At 67.4% G+C, this 16,177-nt stretch carries 13 protein-coding genes; 5 read left to right on the top strand and 8 right to left on the bottom strand.

All coding sequences use genetic code 11. The features are described 5' to 3' along the window. Positions 1–174: 174 nt before the first annotated feature. From ilvD to LW840_RS06925, 4 genes are all read right to left on the bottom strand, one after another. Entirely contained in the window at positions 175–1,884 is a 1,710-nt protein-coding gene (gene ilvD / locus LW840_RS06940) for a dihydroxy-acid dehydratase (RefSeq protein WP_291276693.1), read from the bottom strand. 35 nt (positions 1,885–1,919) lie between these two features. Further along, positions 1,920–2,567 (bottom strand): DUF1707 domain-containing protein, encoded by a 648-nt coding sequence (locus tag LW840_RS06935; protein ID WP_291276692.1) that lies wholly within the window; start codon positions 2,565–2,567, stop codon positions 1,920–1,922. Positions 2,568–2,652: 85 nt separating this feature from the next. Beyond that, the gene (locus tag LW840_RS06930; protein WP_291276691.1) at positions 2,653–4,500 is read right to left on the bottom strand and encodes an amidase; all 1,848 of its coding nucleotides are present in this window, start codon (positions 4,498–4,500) and stop codon (positions 2,653–2,655) included. Further along, positions 4,452–5,330, bottom strand: coding sequence for an energy transducer TonB (locus LW840_RS06925; protein WP_291270204.1), 879 nt, complete (start codon positions 5,328–5,330; stop codon positions 4,452–4,454). Before LW840_RS06925 ends, LW840_RS06930 begins: the two co-directional genes overlap by 49 nt. 216 nt (positions 5,331–5,546) lie before the next feature. On the opposite strand from LW840_RS06925, the gene LW840_RS06920 reads away from it, so the two are divergent. The 5 genes from LW840_RS06920 to LW840_RS06900 all read left to right on the top strand — a co-directional run bounded on the left by LW840_RS06920 (position 5,547) and on the right by LW840_RS06900 (position 10,612). Further along, on the top strand, positions 5,547–7,226 hold the full coding sequence (locus LW840_RS06920) for a S8 family serine peptidase (RefSeq protein WP_291273192.1): 1,680 nt from the start codon (positions 5,547–5,549) through the stop codon (positions 7,224–7,226). Between the two features lie 98 nt (positions 7,227–7,324). After that, complete coding sequence (locus tag LW840_RS06915) at positions 7,325–7,918, top strand: DUF2911 domain-containing protein (protein WP_291268506.1); 594 nt, start codon at positions 7,325–7,327, stop codon at positions 7,916–7,918. Between the two features lie 146 nt (positions 7,919–8,064). After that, a complete protein-coding gene (locus LW840_RS06910) occupies positions 8,065–9,447 on the top strand; it encodes an NYN domain-containing protein (protein ID WP_291268505.1) in 1,383 nt (460 codons plus the stop codon). Positions 9,448–9,599: 152 nt separating this feature from the next. Continuing rightward, on the top strand, positions 9,600–10,100 hold the full coding sequence (locus tag LW840_RS06905; RefSeq protein WP_291276690.1) for an antitoxin Xre/MbcA/ParS toxin-binding domain-containing protein: 501 nt from the start codon (positions 9,600–9,602) through the stop codon (positions 10,098–10,100). Further along, a complete protein-coding gene (locus tag LW840_RS06900) occupies positions 10,082–10,612 on the top strand; it encodes an RES family NAD+ phosphorylase (RefSeq protein ID WP_343213739.1) in 531 nt (176 codons plus the stop codon). Before LW840_RS06905 ends, LW840_RS06900 begins: the two co-directional genes overlap by 19 nt. Here the strand turns inward: LW840_RS06900 and LW840_RS06895 are convergent. The 4 genes from LW840_RS06895 to rhuM all read right to left on the bottom strand — a co-directional run. Beyond that, the gene (locus LW840_RS06895; protein ID WP_291276689.1) at positions 10,609–13,716 is read right to left on the bottom strand and encodes a type I restriction endonuclease; all 3,108 of its coding nucleotides are present in this window, start codon (positions 13,714–13,716) and stop codon (positions 10,609–10,611) included. The genes LW840_RS06900 and LW840_RS06895 overlap by 4 nt on opposite strands. After that, positions 13,713–14,579, bottom strand: a complete 867-nt coding sequence (locus tag LW840_RS06890) for a GIY-YIG nuclease family protein (protein ID WP_291270222.1) — start codon at positions 14,577–14,579, stop codon at positions 13,713–13,715. Before LW840_RS06890 ends, LW840_RS06895 begins: the two co-directional genes overlap by 4 nt. Beyond that, on the bottom strand, positions 14,576–15,907 hold the full coding sequence (locus tag LW840_RS06885; protein WP_291276688.1) for a restriction endonuclease subunit S: 1,332 nt from the start codon (positions 15,905–15,907) through the stop codon (positions 14,576–14,578). The genes LW840_RS06890 and LW840_RS06885 overlap by 4 nt, the downstream gene beginning before the upstream one ends. Then, a partial coding sequence (gene rhuM, locus LW840_RS06880; protein WP_291276687.1) for a RhuM family protein occupies positions 15,904–16,177 on the bottom strand: 274 nt, incomplete at its 5' end. The genes LW840_RS06885 and rhuM, both read right to left, overlap by 4 nt.

Raw genomic sequence — 16,177 nt, 5'->3', positions numbered from 1 at the left:
GGCGTGACCGGAAAAGCGCTGATGGGTGTGACCGTGATGCCGCGCGAGCGACGACCGTGATGAGCCGTGCGCAACGGGGACGACGGGTGGAGCTTAGGCAAGACCGGCCCAGACGCGCAAGTGGGACACCGCCATCCTGGGCCCGTCTCCCTGCCCCCGTCCCCGCTTCGCCATTCACGCCTCCGCGTACACATGGGTCTCGGCGCGCGCTCCGGGATGCGTCACCGCCCCGTAGCGCGCCGGGCCCACGGTCTGGGCGTAGCGCCAGATCGCGCCGCTCTGATAGTCGGTCTGTCGCGGCTCCCACGTGGCGCGACGGGCGGCCAGTTCGTCGTCCGACAGCCGCACGGACAGTGTGCCCGCCGTGGCGTCGATATCGATGATGTCGCCGTCGCGCAGCAGGGCCAACGGGCCACCCACCGCGGCTTCCGGCCCCACGTGCCCGACACAGAGCCCGCGGGTTGCCCCACTGAAGCGGCCGTCGGTGATGAGCGCCACGTGCTCGCCCATGCCCTGCCCGTAGATCGCGCTGGTCGTGCTGAGCATCTCGCGCATCCCCGGACCACCGCGTGGCCCTTCGTAGCGAATCACGAGCACGTCGTTCTTTTCGTACTGGCGCTCCATGACGGCGGCAAAGCACGCCTCCTCACTGTCGAATACGCGCGCGGGGCCGCTGTGCACGAGATGGGCGAGCCCGGCCACCTTCACGATGGCGCCATCAGGGGCGAGGTTGCCGCGCAGCCCCACGAGCCCCCCTGTGGGAGACAGCGCCTGCGACACCGGCATCACCACGCGCTGGTCACCGGGCACCACCACATCGGCCAGGTTCTCGGCCAGGGTCTTGCCCGTGACCGTGATGCAGTCGCCGTGCAGGAAGCCCCCGTCGAGCAGCGCCTTGAGGACGACCCCTGCTCCGCCGATGTCGTGCACATCCTTCGCGAGATAGCGCCCGCCCGGCTTGAGGTCGGCAATGAGCGGCGTGCGCTTGAACACCTCGGCCACATCGAACAGGTCGAAGTCGATGCCGCATTCGTGGGCCATGGCGGGCAGATGCAGCGTGGCGTTGGTGGAGCCGCCGGTGGCCGCCACCACTGCGGCAGCGTTTTCGAGCGCGCGTCGTGTCACGATCTGCCGCGGGCGCAGCCCGTCGCGCAGCAACCGCATGACCGCCTCGCCAGCCGCCTCGGCATAGCGATCGCGCGTCTCGTACGCTGCCGGCGGACTGGCCGACCCGGGGAGCGCCAGTCCAATGGCCTCGCTCACGTACGCCATGCTGTTGGCCGTGTACTGGCCGCCGCACGACCCGGCACCCGGACAGGCCACCTTCTCGAGTGCCGTCAACTCCTCGAGCGACATCGTGCCGGCCGCATAGGCGCCCACGGCCTCGAACACGTCCAGCACGGTGACGTCGCGATCCCGATACCGCCCCGGCAGAATGGAGCCGCCATAGAGGAACACACTGGGCACATCGAGGCGCACCATGGCCATCATCATGCCCGGGAGCGTCTTGTCGCACCCGGCAATGCCGACGAGCGCATCGTAGCAGTGTCCGCGCACGGTGAGTTCGATGCTGTCGGCGATCACATCGCGGCTCACCAGCGACGCCTTCATGCCGGCATGCCCCATGGCGATGCCATCGGTCACCGTGATGGTGCAGAACTCGCGCGGCGTCCCGCCTCCGGCGATGACGCCACGTTTGGCCACTTCGGCCTGTCGCTTGAGCGCGATGTTGCAGGGCGCGGCCTCGTTCCAGCTGGACACCACGCCCACGAGGGGGCGCGCCACCTGCTCCTCGGTGAGCCCCATGGCATAGTAGAACGCCCGATGCGGTGCGCGCTCGGGACCCTGCATGGCGTGACGACTGGGACGCTGTGGTTCGGACATGATGGGCGCGCTAGGGTGAACGCGGCCGTGAAACGTCAGCCGCCCCGCTGAATCTCGGTGGCGCGCGCGAGGGCGGCCAGATACTGCCGCTCACTTTTGTATTCACGGCGCCCGCGCGAGATGTCCACGCCGCCCATGATCGCGGCGCCGCTCACCCGCACCAGTGGCGCGTCCGGGTCCTCCACGGCGGCACCGGCCTTGTACTCGAAGCCGCCCAGGAAGGCGGCGCCCACCACCTCGAGGCGCACGCCCTCGGGCAGGACGAGATCAACGCCCCCCATGAACGCCACCACCTCGATCTCCGTGGTGCCGGGCGCAAAGCGCGCCTCCCGCAGGTCGAGCTCTCCGCCGCCGGCCACCGTCCACACCTTGAGCTGGCGTGGCACCAGCCACCCGCCCTTCACGCCGAACCCACCGGCCACGGCTACCGCGGCGCCGCGCTCGGGTACGAGCGCTTCGGTGGTCACGTAGCGCTGCCAATCGTCCAGCGACCGCGAGGGATCGGCCGGGTCGGCCAGCAGCTGCTGCAACTCGGCCGGGGTGTGCACGCGATAGGCGGCCGCCAGTCGCCCGTCGAGCTGCTCCATCGTGAGCAGGTCGTTGGCAAAGGCCGCCGCGAGCACCCGGACGACCCGGTCACGGCGCGCTTCCGTAATGGGGAGGGGAGCGTAAGGAGAGGGCATAGGTGCGCTACGCGTTCACGGCGCCTGCTGTTTCATGCGCTTGCGATGCTCCTGTCCATTCTGCCATGCCGGGTACGCCCCCCCCTTACAGCGACGGCCGCCGCGCGTGGAAGTCGGTGGCTTTCTGGAACTGGTGCGCCACCGAGAGGATGATGTCGTCGGCGTACAGGTTGCCGGTGATCACGCCGCAGATGGGCTGCGCCTGGTACACCGGCGCCGGGGTGCTGTCGTTGCCACGTGGACCACCGCCGCCGAACTGCGGCACGTCGAACTTGTACGGCAGCACGGCGCACGGATGACCGGTTTGCGCGTTGGGCCCCACGTCGGCGTTGGGCGCGCCAATGAAGCCATCGAGCTCCTTCATGAACTCGCCCCATTTCTGCACCAGCAGCAGGCGGCGACGCTGATTGTTCACGAAGTCGAAGGCTCGTACGCTGCGCCCCCCGAGGAAGCGGGGATTCCAATCGGCCGGCGCCATGGGGTTGGGCTCCCCTTCGCCGATGCCGCGGGGACGCTGCGGCGGCGTGTTGCCGAATGGCCCGTTGGCACCGGGGCCCGTGGCGGGGCGCGCCGGGAGCGCGTTCAGGTCGAGGTTGAACTCCTTCGCCTTGCGCTGCACGTAACTGTCGAACGCCGCCGCGTATTCGGCGTTGAGCCCGCCTCCACCCATGCCCGCCACCGTGGGACGCGCCCCAATGGGCTTGGGGATCATGCCCAGCCCCTTGAGCTTCGCCACCAGTTCCGCCGGCGCATTCGGGTCCACGCCAATGCGCAGTTTGGCGAGGGCAATGTTGCGCTCGAACGTGAAGGGCGTGGTGACCGTGCTCGCGTCCTTGGGGTCCATGCCGTGCAGCACGTTGAACACCATGGCACAGTCTTCGATGGTACGGCACATGGGGCCCACCCGGTCCTGCGACCACGACAGCACCATGCCGCCGTGACGGCTCACGCGACCATACGTGGGACGCAGGGCAGAAATGCCGTTGCGAATACTGGGCGACACGATGGACCCCTGGGTTTCCGTGCCAATGGCAAACGCCACCAGCCCCGCCGCCGTGGCCGACCCGGGGCCGGCGGAGGAGCCACTCGAGCCAATGGTGGGATTCCACGGATTGTTGGTACGCCCCCCGTACCACCAGTCGTTCTGCGCAAACAGCCCGGTGGAGAGCTTCGCCAGCAGCACGGCGCCGGCATTGCGCAGCCGCACGACGATTTCGGCATCGTAGTCGAACTGCTGATCCTTGAGGTCACCGGTCCCCCACGAGGTGGGGGCGTTCTTCGTGGCAAAGAGATCCTTGAGACCGTACGGCACCCCATGCAGCGGCCCGCGCGACTTGCCGGCGGCGAGCTCGCGATCCATGGCGTCGGCTTCCGCGCGCGCCGACTCCTTCATGAGCGTGACCACGCAGTTGAGCGTGGGATTCAGCTTTTCGAGCCGATCAAGATAGATGTCGGTGATCTGCCGCGACGTGATCTTGCGTGCCTTGATGAGCGCCGACAGGCGATGCGCCGGCAGAAAGGCGAGATCCTCGGGCGATGTGGGCGCGGCGCCCACCCACGGCTCCACCGTGAACGGGCTGCGGGCGAACGCCTTCACGCCGTGCCTGGCCACCATGCGCTCCATGAGCGCGCCGGTGCCCTCGGGGTACGGCATGAACTGCAGCGCTGGTGCCTCCCCGTTGCCGAGCGCCACCGGTTCCTGCGCCGGTGGCTGCCGCCGCGCCGGGCGGGCGATCAGCCCGGCCGTTGCATCGAGGTAGGCCTGCGGTGATTGCGCGCCGAGCGACCGCACACCGAGGGTACTGGCCGCTGCCGCCACCAGCGAGCGGAAGACGAATTCGCGACGCTCGACGCCGGTAACGGCGGCGTCGTGCTCCATCGCCATCAGCTCGGCTTCAGCGTGCTCCAGGAATTCGAACGGGGTACTGTCCACGCGTGCGCTCCAGTGGGGAGAGAGACCGGGGGCCGCCGCAGGTCCCGCGGCGGCGAACCGGCCGAATATCTCCCCGGGAGCGCCTCAAGGCGAGAGGACGCGATGGACGCCGTGTCAGGGCGCGCCGCGCCGGGCGGCTGAATGCGGAACACGAAGGCCTGCTGCACCAGCTGGTTCACGCGCCGGCCGGCGAACACCGCCGCCTTGTAGCGCATGCGCGGCAGCGCGTTTCGCACCGCCTGCACGAAGAGCGGGTCCGCCTTGTCGAGCACCTGCATGGTGAGCGTGTCGGCGTAGCCGGTGCTGTCCACCACGAACTGCGCGTACACCACCCCCTGCACGCCAGCCTGCATGAGCGGGGGCGGGTACACGGGCCCTTCGGCGGTGGGGTCGAGGGCGGCGGTGGAATCCACCTCGATCTCCGTCATGGCCCGCGGTGAGTCGCTTTCAGGCTGCACCGGCTGGTTCTCTTCCAGCCGCTGCGAGCCGGCCGGTGCGAGGGCCACCGGCTGGCGCCCGTGATCGCTGGGCACGGCATGCTGCCCCGTGTTGGAGCGCGCGGCTCCGTCGAGCCCCACGAACGACAGGCGTTCCTGCGACGGCGGCGGCGTGGCGCGCCGAAAGGGCGCCAGAAAGCGCACCGACTCGTCGACGCGCGATTGGTCCGCCGCCCGCGCGCGCTGCTCCAGCCAACCGGCGAGGGCGAAGCACGCCAGAATCAGCGCCTCCGCCCCGATTCCCACCGACGGCTGCCCCAGGGCACGCCACGACGCGCGTCGAGTGGACTCGAACGCGCGCAGGGTGAGGCGCTGATCGGCTGGGGTCGGCATGGGCACCTCCGTGCCTCGTCGGCCGGGAGCGTTCCGGCCTTCCCTTCACTATTCGCCGAGTGGTCGGCGCCCCGCAAGGTGGACGCATGGCGAACACGACCATGGTGGCCGTCAGTACCGCCGCGAGAACGATCGTGCCAGACTCCATCCATCCTCGCCCCGCCAACCGACGCCGGCGAACCGTGCGGTGACGCCTTCCACGTGTTCCTCACCCCCATGCCGATCCCTGTTCGACTCATTGCCGGGCGCCCAGCGACCATCCTGATCGCGGTACTGCTGCAGGCGTGCGCTCGCGCCACCCCCACGCCCGTGCCAGCACCCGCTGCGCCGCCCCTGGTGGTGCCGGCGCCGGTGGTGCAGCCGCCCATCACCGTGTCACCGGTGCCGGCCGCCCCCCCGGCGCCGGCCGCTGCCGACACGGCGCGTACCGACTGGCATCGCCTCGACTACGACAGTGATCGTGTGCTGGGCGTGGGCTCCGAGCGCGCCCTGCGTGAGCTGCTCGCGGGGCGCCAGCCGCAGCGTGAGGTGCTCGTGGCGGTCATCGATGGGGGCATCGACACCGCCCACACGTACCTGCGCGGGCGCCTGTGGCGCAACGCCAGAGAGGTGGCAGGGAACGGCCGCGACGACGATGCCAACGGATACACGGACGATGTGTGGGGATGGAATTTCATGGTCACGCCCAGCGGTCAGGCCGTGGGGGCCGAAACGTTCGAACTGACGCGCCTGTACGCGGCGTGCCGCGGCACCGGCGCGGGCCGCGGCCTTGCGCGTCCTTCGGCCGCCCGCTGCGACACCATCGCCACGGCGTACCGCGACAAGGTGGACGAGGTAACCGGTACCCTCGGCCAGATTCGCAGCATCGAACGGGTGCTCGCGCAGGTGACGTCGGCACTCGAAGGGCCGGTGGGGGCGCCCCTGACGCGCAGCACGGTGCAGGCCTTCGTGCCCACCAATGCCCAGCAGGAGCAGGCCAGGCGCACCTGGCTGCAGCTCGATGCCAATGGGCTGGGCCCGGCGTCCATTGCCGACGCCAGAAAGGCCTACGAAAGCCAGGCCACCCACGGACTCGACAGCAGCTACTTCCCGCGGGCGGTGAACGCGCGCGGCTCCGCCGATGTCACGGGGCCCGACGCGGGACACGGGACCCACGTGGCGGGGATCATCGGGGCAGAGCGCAACCCGGCCAACGCAATGATGGGGATTGCCCCCAATGTGCGCCTCATGGCGCTGCGTGCGGTGCCCGATGGCGACGAGCGTGACGAAGACGTGGCACGCGCCATCCGCTACGCGGTGGACCACGGCGCACAGATCGTGAACATGAGCTTCGGCAAGGCGTTCTCGCCCAACAAGGCGGCGGTGGACAGTGCGGTGCGCTATGCGCAGTCGAAGGGGGTGCTGCTGGTGCACGCCGCCGGCAACGACGGCGAGAACAACGATGTGGTGCCCTCCTTCCCCACGCCTGCCCTCTCGAACGGCACCCGCGCCACGCTGTGGCTCGAGGTGGGCGCGAGTTCGTGGAAGGGCACGTCGCGGCTGGCCACGGCCTTCAGCAACTACGGCCAGCAGCAGGTCGATCTCTTCGCGCCGGGCGAAGACATCCTCAGCACCGTGCCGGGCGGCGGCGTGAAGCGGGAGGACGGCACCAGCATGGCGGCGCCCGTGGTGTCGGGAGTGGCCGCCCTGCTGCTTGCCTACTTCCCGACGCTCACACCGGCCGACGTGCGCGATATCATCGTGCAGTCGGTGCGCACCTTCCCGGGGCTCACGGTGGCGTTGCCCGGCAGCGAGGGGCAGCAGGTGCCCTTTGCCTCCCTGTCGCGCACCGGTGGGCTCGTCGATGCCTACGCGGCCGTGAAGTTGGCGCTGCAGCGCGAGGCCCTGCGCCCGTAGCCCGGGGCATGGTAGCTTCCCGCATCGCCATTCCTCGCGTGCGCGCCAGGGCATGACTGCCAGGGCGTCACCGCTCACTCCCTTTCCGGATTTCCTGCATGCGCACCCTGCGTGTTCTCGGCGCCGTTTCGCTGTTGTCCGTTCTCGCTGCCTCCCCGGCCCTGGCCCAATCGCGTCGCGCGGCGCCCAGCACGCGGGCAACCGCCGAGCTGTCGCTCACGCTGGCCGATACCGCCGCGCAGCGCGCCGCGGGCAAGGCGGCGCTCGTGCGTCTCGACTACGGGCAACCGCACCTGCGTGGCCGCAAGTTGCTCACCGACAGCCTGGTGCCCATGGGGCGCGTGTGGCGGCTGGGGGCCAACGCGGCCACGCTGCTCACCACCGACGTCGAACTCACCATGGGTGGCAAGACCGTGGCTCCCGGACGGTACGTGGCCCAGCTGCTCCCTGAGCCGAGCGGGTGGACGCTCATTCTGCAGCAGGAGACCACCGGCGCGGCGCAGGTGAATGTGGCGGCCTACGACAAGGCCAAGGATTACGCGCGCATTCCGCTGACGGCCTCGACCGTGTCACAGCCGGTGGAGAGCCTCACCATGGCCTTCGTGCCCTCCACGGCGCCGGGGATGCAGAAGGGCGATCTCACCATCGCGTGGGGCACGGTGCTGCTGCGCACGGAGTGGTCGGTCAAGTAGTCGCGCCTGCCGCGACATGATCAGGCTGATGGTGAAATGATGATGCAGACGGACTGGGCGAGCGGTACATTGCCGCCCAGTTCGCGGGCGTCGTTGGCCGACGTTCCGGTGTATGGTTTCGTTACTCTGGCAATGGAGCAGTTGGGATGTCGACGCGCGCAATGATCTTCATCGATGGGTCGTGGCTGGCCGTGACCGCCAACCGCCTGGCCGACCAGCACGGTCTGCAGGGGCGTACCGGGGGGCCGCTCGACTTCGGCGCGTTGCCGCGCGTGTGTGCGCAAGCGATTGCGGCCCAAATGGCCAGCGCCACCGGCCTCGATGTCGTGCGGACGCATTACTTCGGCTCCATTGCCACCAATTTCGACACGGTCGATCAGGACGCGGTGCAGCGGCGCAGTGAGTTCTTTGACAGTCTGCGGCGTCACCATCGCTACGAGGTGTATCGCTACGAGACCGACTACCGGGGGCATCGCGTGCGGCGCACCCCCGGCGAGGAGGGCTTCGTGCCGCAGGAAAAGGCGGTGGATGTGGGGCTGGCCACCGCGCTGCTCGAAATGGCGGCGGTGTCGGCGTACGACATTGCCATCGTGGTGTGCGGTGATCGTGACTTCGTGCCGGCGCTGCAGGCGGTACGGCGGCTGGGCAAACGCGTGGCCATCGTGAGCGCGCGTGGCAGCTGTTCGCGCGAGCTCAGCGATCCCAACGACCCCATGCGGGTGCGCGACTTCGACCCGCTGTGGCTCGACGCGCTGTGGCCGCAGATCGTCTCCCCCGGCGCCCGCTCCGTGCGCTCGACCGGTGAATTGGCCGCCGGCCCCGGCGCTGAGGGTGCGGGCGAGTTCACAGACGAAGTTGAGGTGCCCGGGGTTGGCGACGAGACGTATCCGCTGGCGGCGCGCGGGTACACGGGGGGGCGGGTCGACTCGCCGTATGCGGATGCGCCTGATACGCAGGCACTGAGCGGCGTGGTGACCAAGGTGCACGCCAACGGCTACGGCTTCGTACGCGGCGACGACGGGGCCGACTACTACTTCCGCCGCTCCGATTTTGCCGACGCCACCGACTTCTCGCGGCTCGAGCGCTTCCGCACGCGGCTCACCTTCCGGGTAAGCGAGCCGGCGCGCGCCGGGCAGGCCGGGCGCGCCGCTGCGCTCGTGGTGAGCGGTGTGCACGACCCATCGGTCCCCGTGTCACCGCGCCCGGCCTTCTCGTTGGCGTCATCGCCGGGACTGGCCGACGACCTCTGGGCGCTCGACCCGTTTGCGGCGCCGGTGCGGCGGGAGGCGGCCTCGGTGGCCAATGCCGACGCTGCCGATGCCACCACGGTGGACGGGGGCGTTTTGGGGGATGTGGTGGGCGCGGCGACCTCGCCGGTGGAGCGCGAGGTCACGCTGGCCGTGCCCGTAGCCGCCGACGTGGCGCCGGTTGTGGCGGCCGAAGGGATGGCCGAAATCGGCGCCGACGCGGCGGCCGTCCCCGTTGCCCCCCGAAAGAAGCGCGTTTCGCGCAAGTCGCTGCCGGCGTAGGGCGGGCGCGGGGGGGGCCTTCGCGGCAAGGCGGCGGTTGACGAGAGGCGCTCAAATGAGCGAACTTACCTACTCATTTGAACGGAGCGCTTTTGGCCACACCGCCCGCGTCGCGCAAGGCCGCCGTCAAGCGTGCCAGTGCGCCGAAAACGTTGACCATCGTTCGTGGCTCGCCGGGGATGGGCAAGCAGGAGGTGGTGTACAGGCACCTGAGCAAGAAGGCGCCGCGCCTCCGCATGCTGTTGGGACTCGAGCCGATGGCCCGCATCGATCTCGTTCGGGCCGGCGTTGATCCCGTGGTGGTCGATGACCTGGACACGACCCTCGGAGTTGGCAAGGAGCGGCTGCTCAAGGGACTCGGTGTGGCTCCGCAAACCGTCAGTCGCAACCGCCGTTTGCAGACGCCCCTGAATGCGGCGGACAGCGAGCGGGTGGTGGGACTTGCGCAGCTGCTCGAGCGGGTGGCGCGGTGGACCCCAAGCGACGAGGCTGTGGCAGCCGGGTTTGATCCATTTGCATGGCTCGGCACCTGGCTGACGTCGCCGAATCCCGCACTGGGTGGACAGCGCCCGCTGGCGCTGCTCGACACGAGTGACGGGCGCCTCCTGGTGGACGGAGTGCTGGCCACCATGGAATCGGGGGCGTACGTCTGAGCGCCCGCAGCGACATCACGCTCTACCGAATCGGGACCGATACCCCGAGCTACACGGCCGACGACCGATCAGGCATTGGCGCGGAACTCGCGCCGGGTCGATGGAATACGAAAGGTACCCCGCTCCTCTATACCTCGACCTCGCGCGCCCTTGCGTGCCTGGAGACGTTGGCGCACACCGCCCCAGCGGGGGCCTTCCCGTTCAACCGGTATCTGGTGGAGATCACGGTGCCTGCGGACGCCTGGCGTGCTCGCACACGGTGTCGACCGACCGATACGAACGTCATCGGGTGGGACGCGATCCCTGCCGGGCTGGTGTCCAAAGCGTGGGGCCAGCAGTGGCTGACGGACGGCCATTCATTGCTGGCCGAGGTGCCTTCGGTGGTCGTGCCTGAGGAAAGCAATGTGCTCATCAACCCCCGGCATGTACACGCCGGGCGGATCACCACGCGGAAGGTCCGCAAATGGCTGTACGACCCGCGATTCTGGAACCCGTCCGTCATGGGCAGCTAGGCCGATAGGGCGCGCAGGTCTTCGTACAGCTTTCCATACGTCATGAGAATATCCAGCATCGCCCTCTGAATCGCCGGCGAGTTGAGCGCCTGCGAAGACATGGCGGTATGCGCATCGAGCGCCGCCATGATGGCATCCTGGTTGGCCTTGGGGAGATCCGGTGACGCCGCGAACTGCTCCTTGGTGTTCGACAGGGCCTGCTTCCGCAGCACGGCGGACTCCAGGAGCTTGCCCTTGATCACGCCGGTCACGTACGTGAGCCGGTCGGTCTCCGTGAGCTCGCCAGTAAACAGGTCGTTCACCTTCTCGATGATCTCGGCCAGCCGCGCCTTTTCGCGGTCCTGCACCGCCCCGGCACCCGCCTCGGTGATGGGGGGCAACGGCACGGGGCTGTCCTTCACGAGCGTTGGCTTCTGCGTCCCCTTGTACCGCAGGGCGTAGTGCGTGAGCTCCAGCTTGGACAGGTCGATACCATCCCGCTCGCGCCCGAAGTCGAGCAGTCGCAGCAGATGACGATAGAAGATCGCGCGCTTCTCGATCTCGGTGTTGCCGTAGTCGAACACCTGCGAGAGGAACGTGTAGAGCCGCCCAAAAGCACCGAGATCGCCCTTGAACAGCACGAGAGCATCCATGGTGTGCTTGGCCGCCTCCGCCGCCGCGTCATCATCGTTCTCGGTGGCCATGCGCCACGCCGCCAACGCTAGACTGAACTTCTTGGTGAGCCTGTCGGCGACGGGCTCCACGGCGCGAATGAGGTCGCTCTGCTTCGATGACGGATTGAGGTCCACCGCCGCCACGCGGTCCACCTCGAAGTCGTCGTAGTACCCCGTCGCGTCGAGCTTCGCGCGCAGGTTGTACACGAGGTTGGGATCGGTGGTCGTCTCGAGCGTTGCCGTCTCGTAGTATACCTTGAACGCGGCCAGCACGTCGTCCGGCTCGTTCATGAAGTCCACCACGTACGTGGTGTCCTTGCCCGGATACGCGCGATTGAGACGCGAGAGCGTCTGCACGGCCTGAATGCCGTCGAGCCGCTTGTCTACGTACATGGCGCACAGCAGTGGCTGATCGAACCCCGCCTGGAATTTGTTCGCGGCCAGCAGAATCTGATACTCGGGTCCCTTGAACGCGACGCGAATATCGCGCCCCTTGAGGCCGGGGTTGAGCGACGGTGTGGCCTCGGTGAACGGGTCCGGCCCACTGTCGGCGTCCACGACCTCGCCGGAGAAGGCCACCAGCGACTGCAGCGCATAGCCCTTCTCGGCGATGTACTTCTGCAACGCGAGCTGCCAGCGCACCGCTTCCTTGCGGCTCGCCACCACCACCATCGCTTTGGCCTTGCCACCCAGCAGCGGGGACACCGTGGTGCGGAAGTGCTCCACGATCACCTGCACCTTCTGCGCGACATTGTAGGGGTGCAGACGCACCCACCCCATGATGCCGCGCATGGCCGCGCTGCGCTCGACTTCCTTCTCGTCGAACGCGGCACCACCGTGCGCCAGATTGAACGCCGCCTTGTAGCTCGTGTAGTTCTGCAGCACGTCGAGGATGAACCCCTCCTCGATGGCCTGGCGCATACTGTACACGTGAAATGGCTGCGGCACGTTGTCCGGCGCCGGCTTGCGCGAAGCATCGGGGCGTGTGCCGAACAGCTCCAGCGTCTTGTTCTTCGGCGTGGCGGTGAACGCCACGAAGGTGATGTTCTTCTCGTCGGCCCGGGCCGCCATCTGCGCGGCGAGCAGATCTTCCGTGCTCACCTCGCCGCCGTCCTGCAGCGCCGCCAGCTCCTCGGCGCTCAACAGCTCCTTCAGCTTGGCCGCCGCCTCACCGGTCTGCGACGAGTGCGCTTCGTCGGCCAACACAGCGAAGCGCTTGCCCTCCGTCGCGGCAAGCTCGCGTACCGCGGCCAGCGCGAAGGGAAACGTCTGGATGGTACAGACGACAATCTTCTTGTCGCCCTGTAGCGCCTCGGCGAGCTGCTCGCTCTTGGGCTTTCCTTCCCCCTTGATGACGGCCACCACGCCCGTCTTGCGCTGCATGTCGAAGATGGCGTCCTGTAGCTGCCCGTCGATCACCTTGCGGTCGGACACCACCACCACGGTGTGAAACAGCTTCGTGTGCTCGGCGTCGTGCAACTCGGCCAGAAAGTGCGCCGTCCACGCAATGGAGTTGGTCTTCCCCGAGCCCGCGCTGTGCTGCACGAGGTACTTGGTGCCGGAGCCGTCGGTGAGCACGGCGGCCTGCAGCTTGCGCGTTACGTCGAGCTGATGATACCGCGGAAAGATCATGCCCACGGGCTGCTTCTTCTCGTCACGCACCGTGACGAGATAGCGGCCGAGGATTTCGAGCCAGCTGTCGCGCGCCCACACTTCTTCCCACAGGTACGCGGTGCGATGGCCGTGCGGATTGAGCGGATTGCCCTTGCCGCCCCCGTCGCCCTTGTTGAACGGCAGGAAGGTGGTGGCCGGCCCGGAGAGGCGCGTAGTCATGAACGCCTCGCTGTTGCTCACCGCGAAGTGCACCAACGCGCCATTGGGGAAACTCAGCAGCGGCTCGGGCGCCTGCCCCTTGGGGTTGGGCACACGGTCGAACCGGTACTGATCGATGGCGTCTTCAACGCGCTGCGTGAAGTCGGTCTTGAGCTCCGCCGTGGCGACCGGGATGCCGTTGAGGAACAGCACCAGATCGATGGCGTTCTCGTTGTGCAGCGAGTAGCGCACCTGGCGCACCACGCGCAGCCGGTTGGCCTCGTAGCGCGCGAGGATCTCCTCATTGAGGCCGAACGCCGGCTTGAACTGTGCGAGCACCAGCTTTGCCTTGAGCCCCACCAGCTCGATGCCGTTGCGCAGCACATCGAGGGTGCCGCGCTGGTCGATCTGCGCGCGCAGCCGGTCGAGCAACGTGTCGGCGGCATTGCCGCCGTGGTTCTTCACCAGCGCCTCCCACGCCTGCGGCTGTGTGGCCTGAAGCCACGCGACGACGTCGGCCGGGAAGAGCGCCCGGGCACGGTCGTACTGGGCGGCGTCGCCGTCGGCGTAGAGCCAGCCGTTGGCGGCGAGATGGGCGCTGAGCTCGGACTCGAAGCTGATTTCCTTGTGCAGGGTCACGCGCTGACCTTCTGGCGTTTGAGAGCATCCAGCGTCTGCCCGCTCTTCGACTTCCACTCGATCCAGCCGTTGGCACTGGCCCCGATCAAGACATAGGCCGCACCACTGGGTGTCTTGAAAAGATGGTCACGTGTGAATACGACTTCGTCACCATCGACCTTGAGCACACCGGACTCGAACAGCGGGTCACGCATGCGACCATCACTCGTGTTGGCCATAGACGGGGTGATCTCTCGCGGCCCGCGCGAGCCGGCCAGCACGACGAACCCCTCTGGGGTGAAGAGGCCTCGGCCATCCGCCCCACGCCGCTTGCAGTAGAAGACTTCCTCCCGCGCGGGACCAGATACCGCACCAGCAACCGCGTCGAACATCGGGAACCCAAGCGTCGAGACCAGCGCCTGCCCCGTCTCGTAGATCTCGAGACAGTCCGCCTCGAGCGGAGCCGGCGTAAACGGTCGGCTTCCACTCGTTGCGTTCTCATCGCGGAATCGCTTTGCGGCGCGAATGGATTGAATGCAGTACCACTCCAAGAAGAGCGCGTGGGTCTGCGTCAGCGAATTCGTGCGCGAGATAAGCACCAACGCCCGTTCCCAGAAATCCTTCTCCTTGTTGTGCGCGGCGAGCCGGGCACGGAGATCACCGGTCTGCCCCACGTACACCGTGTCCTCGCTGCCGTCCTCCGTCTCGCCCACCAGGAAGTAGAGAGCCACCTGCGTGCTCTCCGGCATGGCCAGAAAGTCGGCCAGCAGACTGCGCGGGACCTCGATCACCTGCACGATGCGCGTGGTGATCTCAGCAATGCGGATGCCCCGGGGATCACCGGCCGGGAGTAAGATCTGGATAGTCTTGGCGCGCGCTGTCACGCGGCCTCCGCGGACGCGAGCCCCCGCACGTCGATCTGACCGGTGACGGCGGCGGTGATCAACGCCCCGCGTCTCAGGAGCAGTAGCTCCTTCCCACGCTGGACCTCCTCGATCAGTTTGTCGATATCTTCCACTTGGTTCTGAACAAACTCGCTTATCGCGAGCTGCTCTTCCGGCGGCGGAACCGGCACAACTAAGTCTTGCGCTGCGGACACATTGAAGTGCTGCTGAATCGCACCTCCAGATCCATCCGCAAACTGGGCAACCGCGGAGTCGGACTCGAGGTACCTACACAGGTACTCCGAACTGCCGACACTCGGCCGACGTATGATGATTAGGTCGATGCAATTACATCCATCAAGTTCTTGCGGAATAACTGCGGCAGTACCTGGCTGACCAGTGCGAACGGCGACTATGTCACCGGCATTGAGCCTCGACTTTCCCAGCAACTCGTTTGATTCCTCTGACAAATAGACAAGGTTGTTCAGCATGATCTTCCCAGGACGGATATTCAAAGAACGCAGCGCGGGTACGCCCTGATCGTTGTAGTATTTGGATGGCTCAACAACAATGCCAACCGTGAGCTGTGGGCTGACATACCGTAGGCGCGCTACGCCCCAATTTGCCGGCACCTGACCAAGCCACGCGCTTCCTGAGTGTTTCATCGAGGCGGCGGGGTTTAGCCCCTTGGTGACCGCGTGCGAGATCACCGCCTGCCGCTTCTCCTTCAGCAGCGCGATCAGCCGCTCCTGCTCGGCCACGAGCGCGTCGATCTTGGCGGTCTCGTGGTCCAGAAAGCGGGAGATAATGTGCTGCTCGCGCACGGGCGGACATACCACGGCGAACCTCCCGAGTTCATCGCCGGATAGCTCGAGGAACGTAGACCCCCGCCCGCGCAGATTAAGTTCCGGCGAAGCGACGGATAGCACATAAGCGAAGTACCGAGAGCTTGCCAACGAACCAGGCACGAGTGTCTTGCATCCCTGATTGGTACACATTGGACGTGCGGCAATCGCCAATGATCCGATCGGTGCACGAGTTGAGAGAATAATCGAGCCGACGGGGGCGACGGTCGTCCCGCACGAGGCGACACCCGCCTCGGTTATGGTCCTTAGCGTTGATTGGAGCTCGAGACCTGATCCGCTTAGGTCTGCCGGGGTAGCCCAGAGCACGTCACCATCCCAGAAACGAGAGACATCAGATGCGGGCGTCGAGCCACCAATGATGTGAAACAACCGTTTAACGGCGGCGATCTCCCAGTGCGCCGGCACTTTCCCGAGCCACTCCACCCCGCTGTTCTTGTATTCGGGATACCGCGGAAAGCTCATGACTCCCCCTCCCGTGCATCCCGATTCTTCTCGCGCTTCGGCAGCGCCTTCGCCGTGCGCTCCAACTCCGCCATGGTGTCCCGCTCCGCGGCGGCCTCCAACTCGGCACGGCGACGCGCGTCGAATACGTCGTACGCGGCGGCCGCGCGCTGGTCGGCCTCCACACGCGACACGCTCCCCCCATCCGCGAGCACCGCGCGCTCGTTGAAGCGCAAGAAATCGTCGAGCTTCTGCTCCCAATCGCGCAGGAAGATCTGCTTCCGACGCGAG

Origin of the sequence: Gemmatimonas sp. (assembly GCF_021298855.1) — a bacterium.
GTDB lineage: Bacteria > Gemmatimonadota > Gemmatimonadetes > Gemmatimonadales > Gemmatimonadaceae > Gemmatimonas.
Note: the sequence above shows the minus strand (reverse complement) of the source record. Positions and strands in the feature narration are given on the sequence as shown.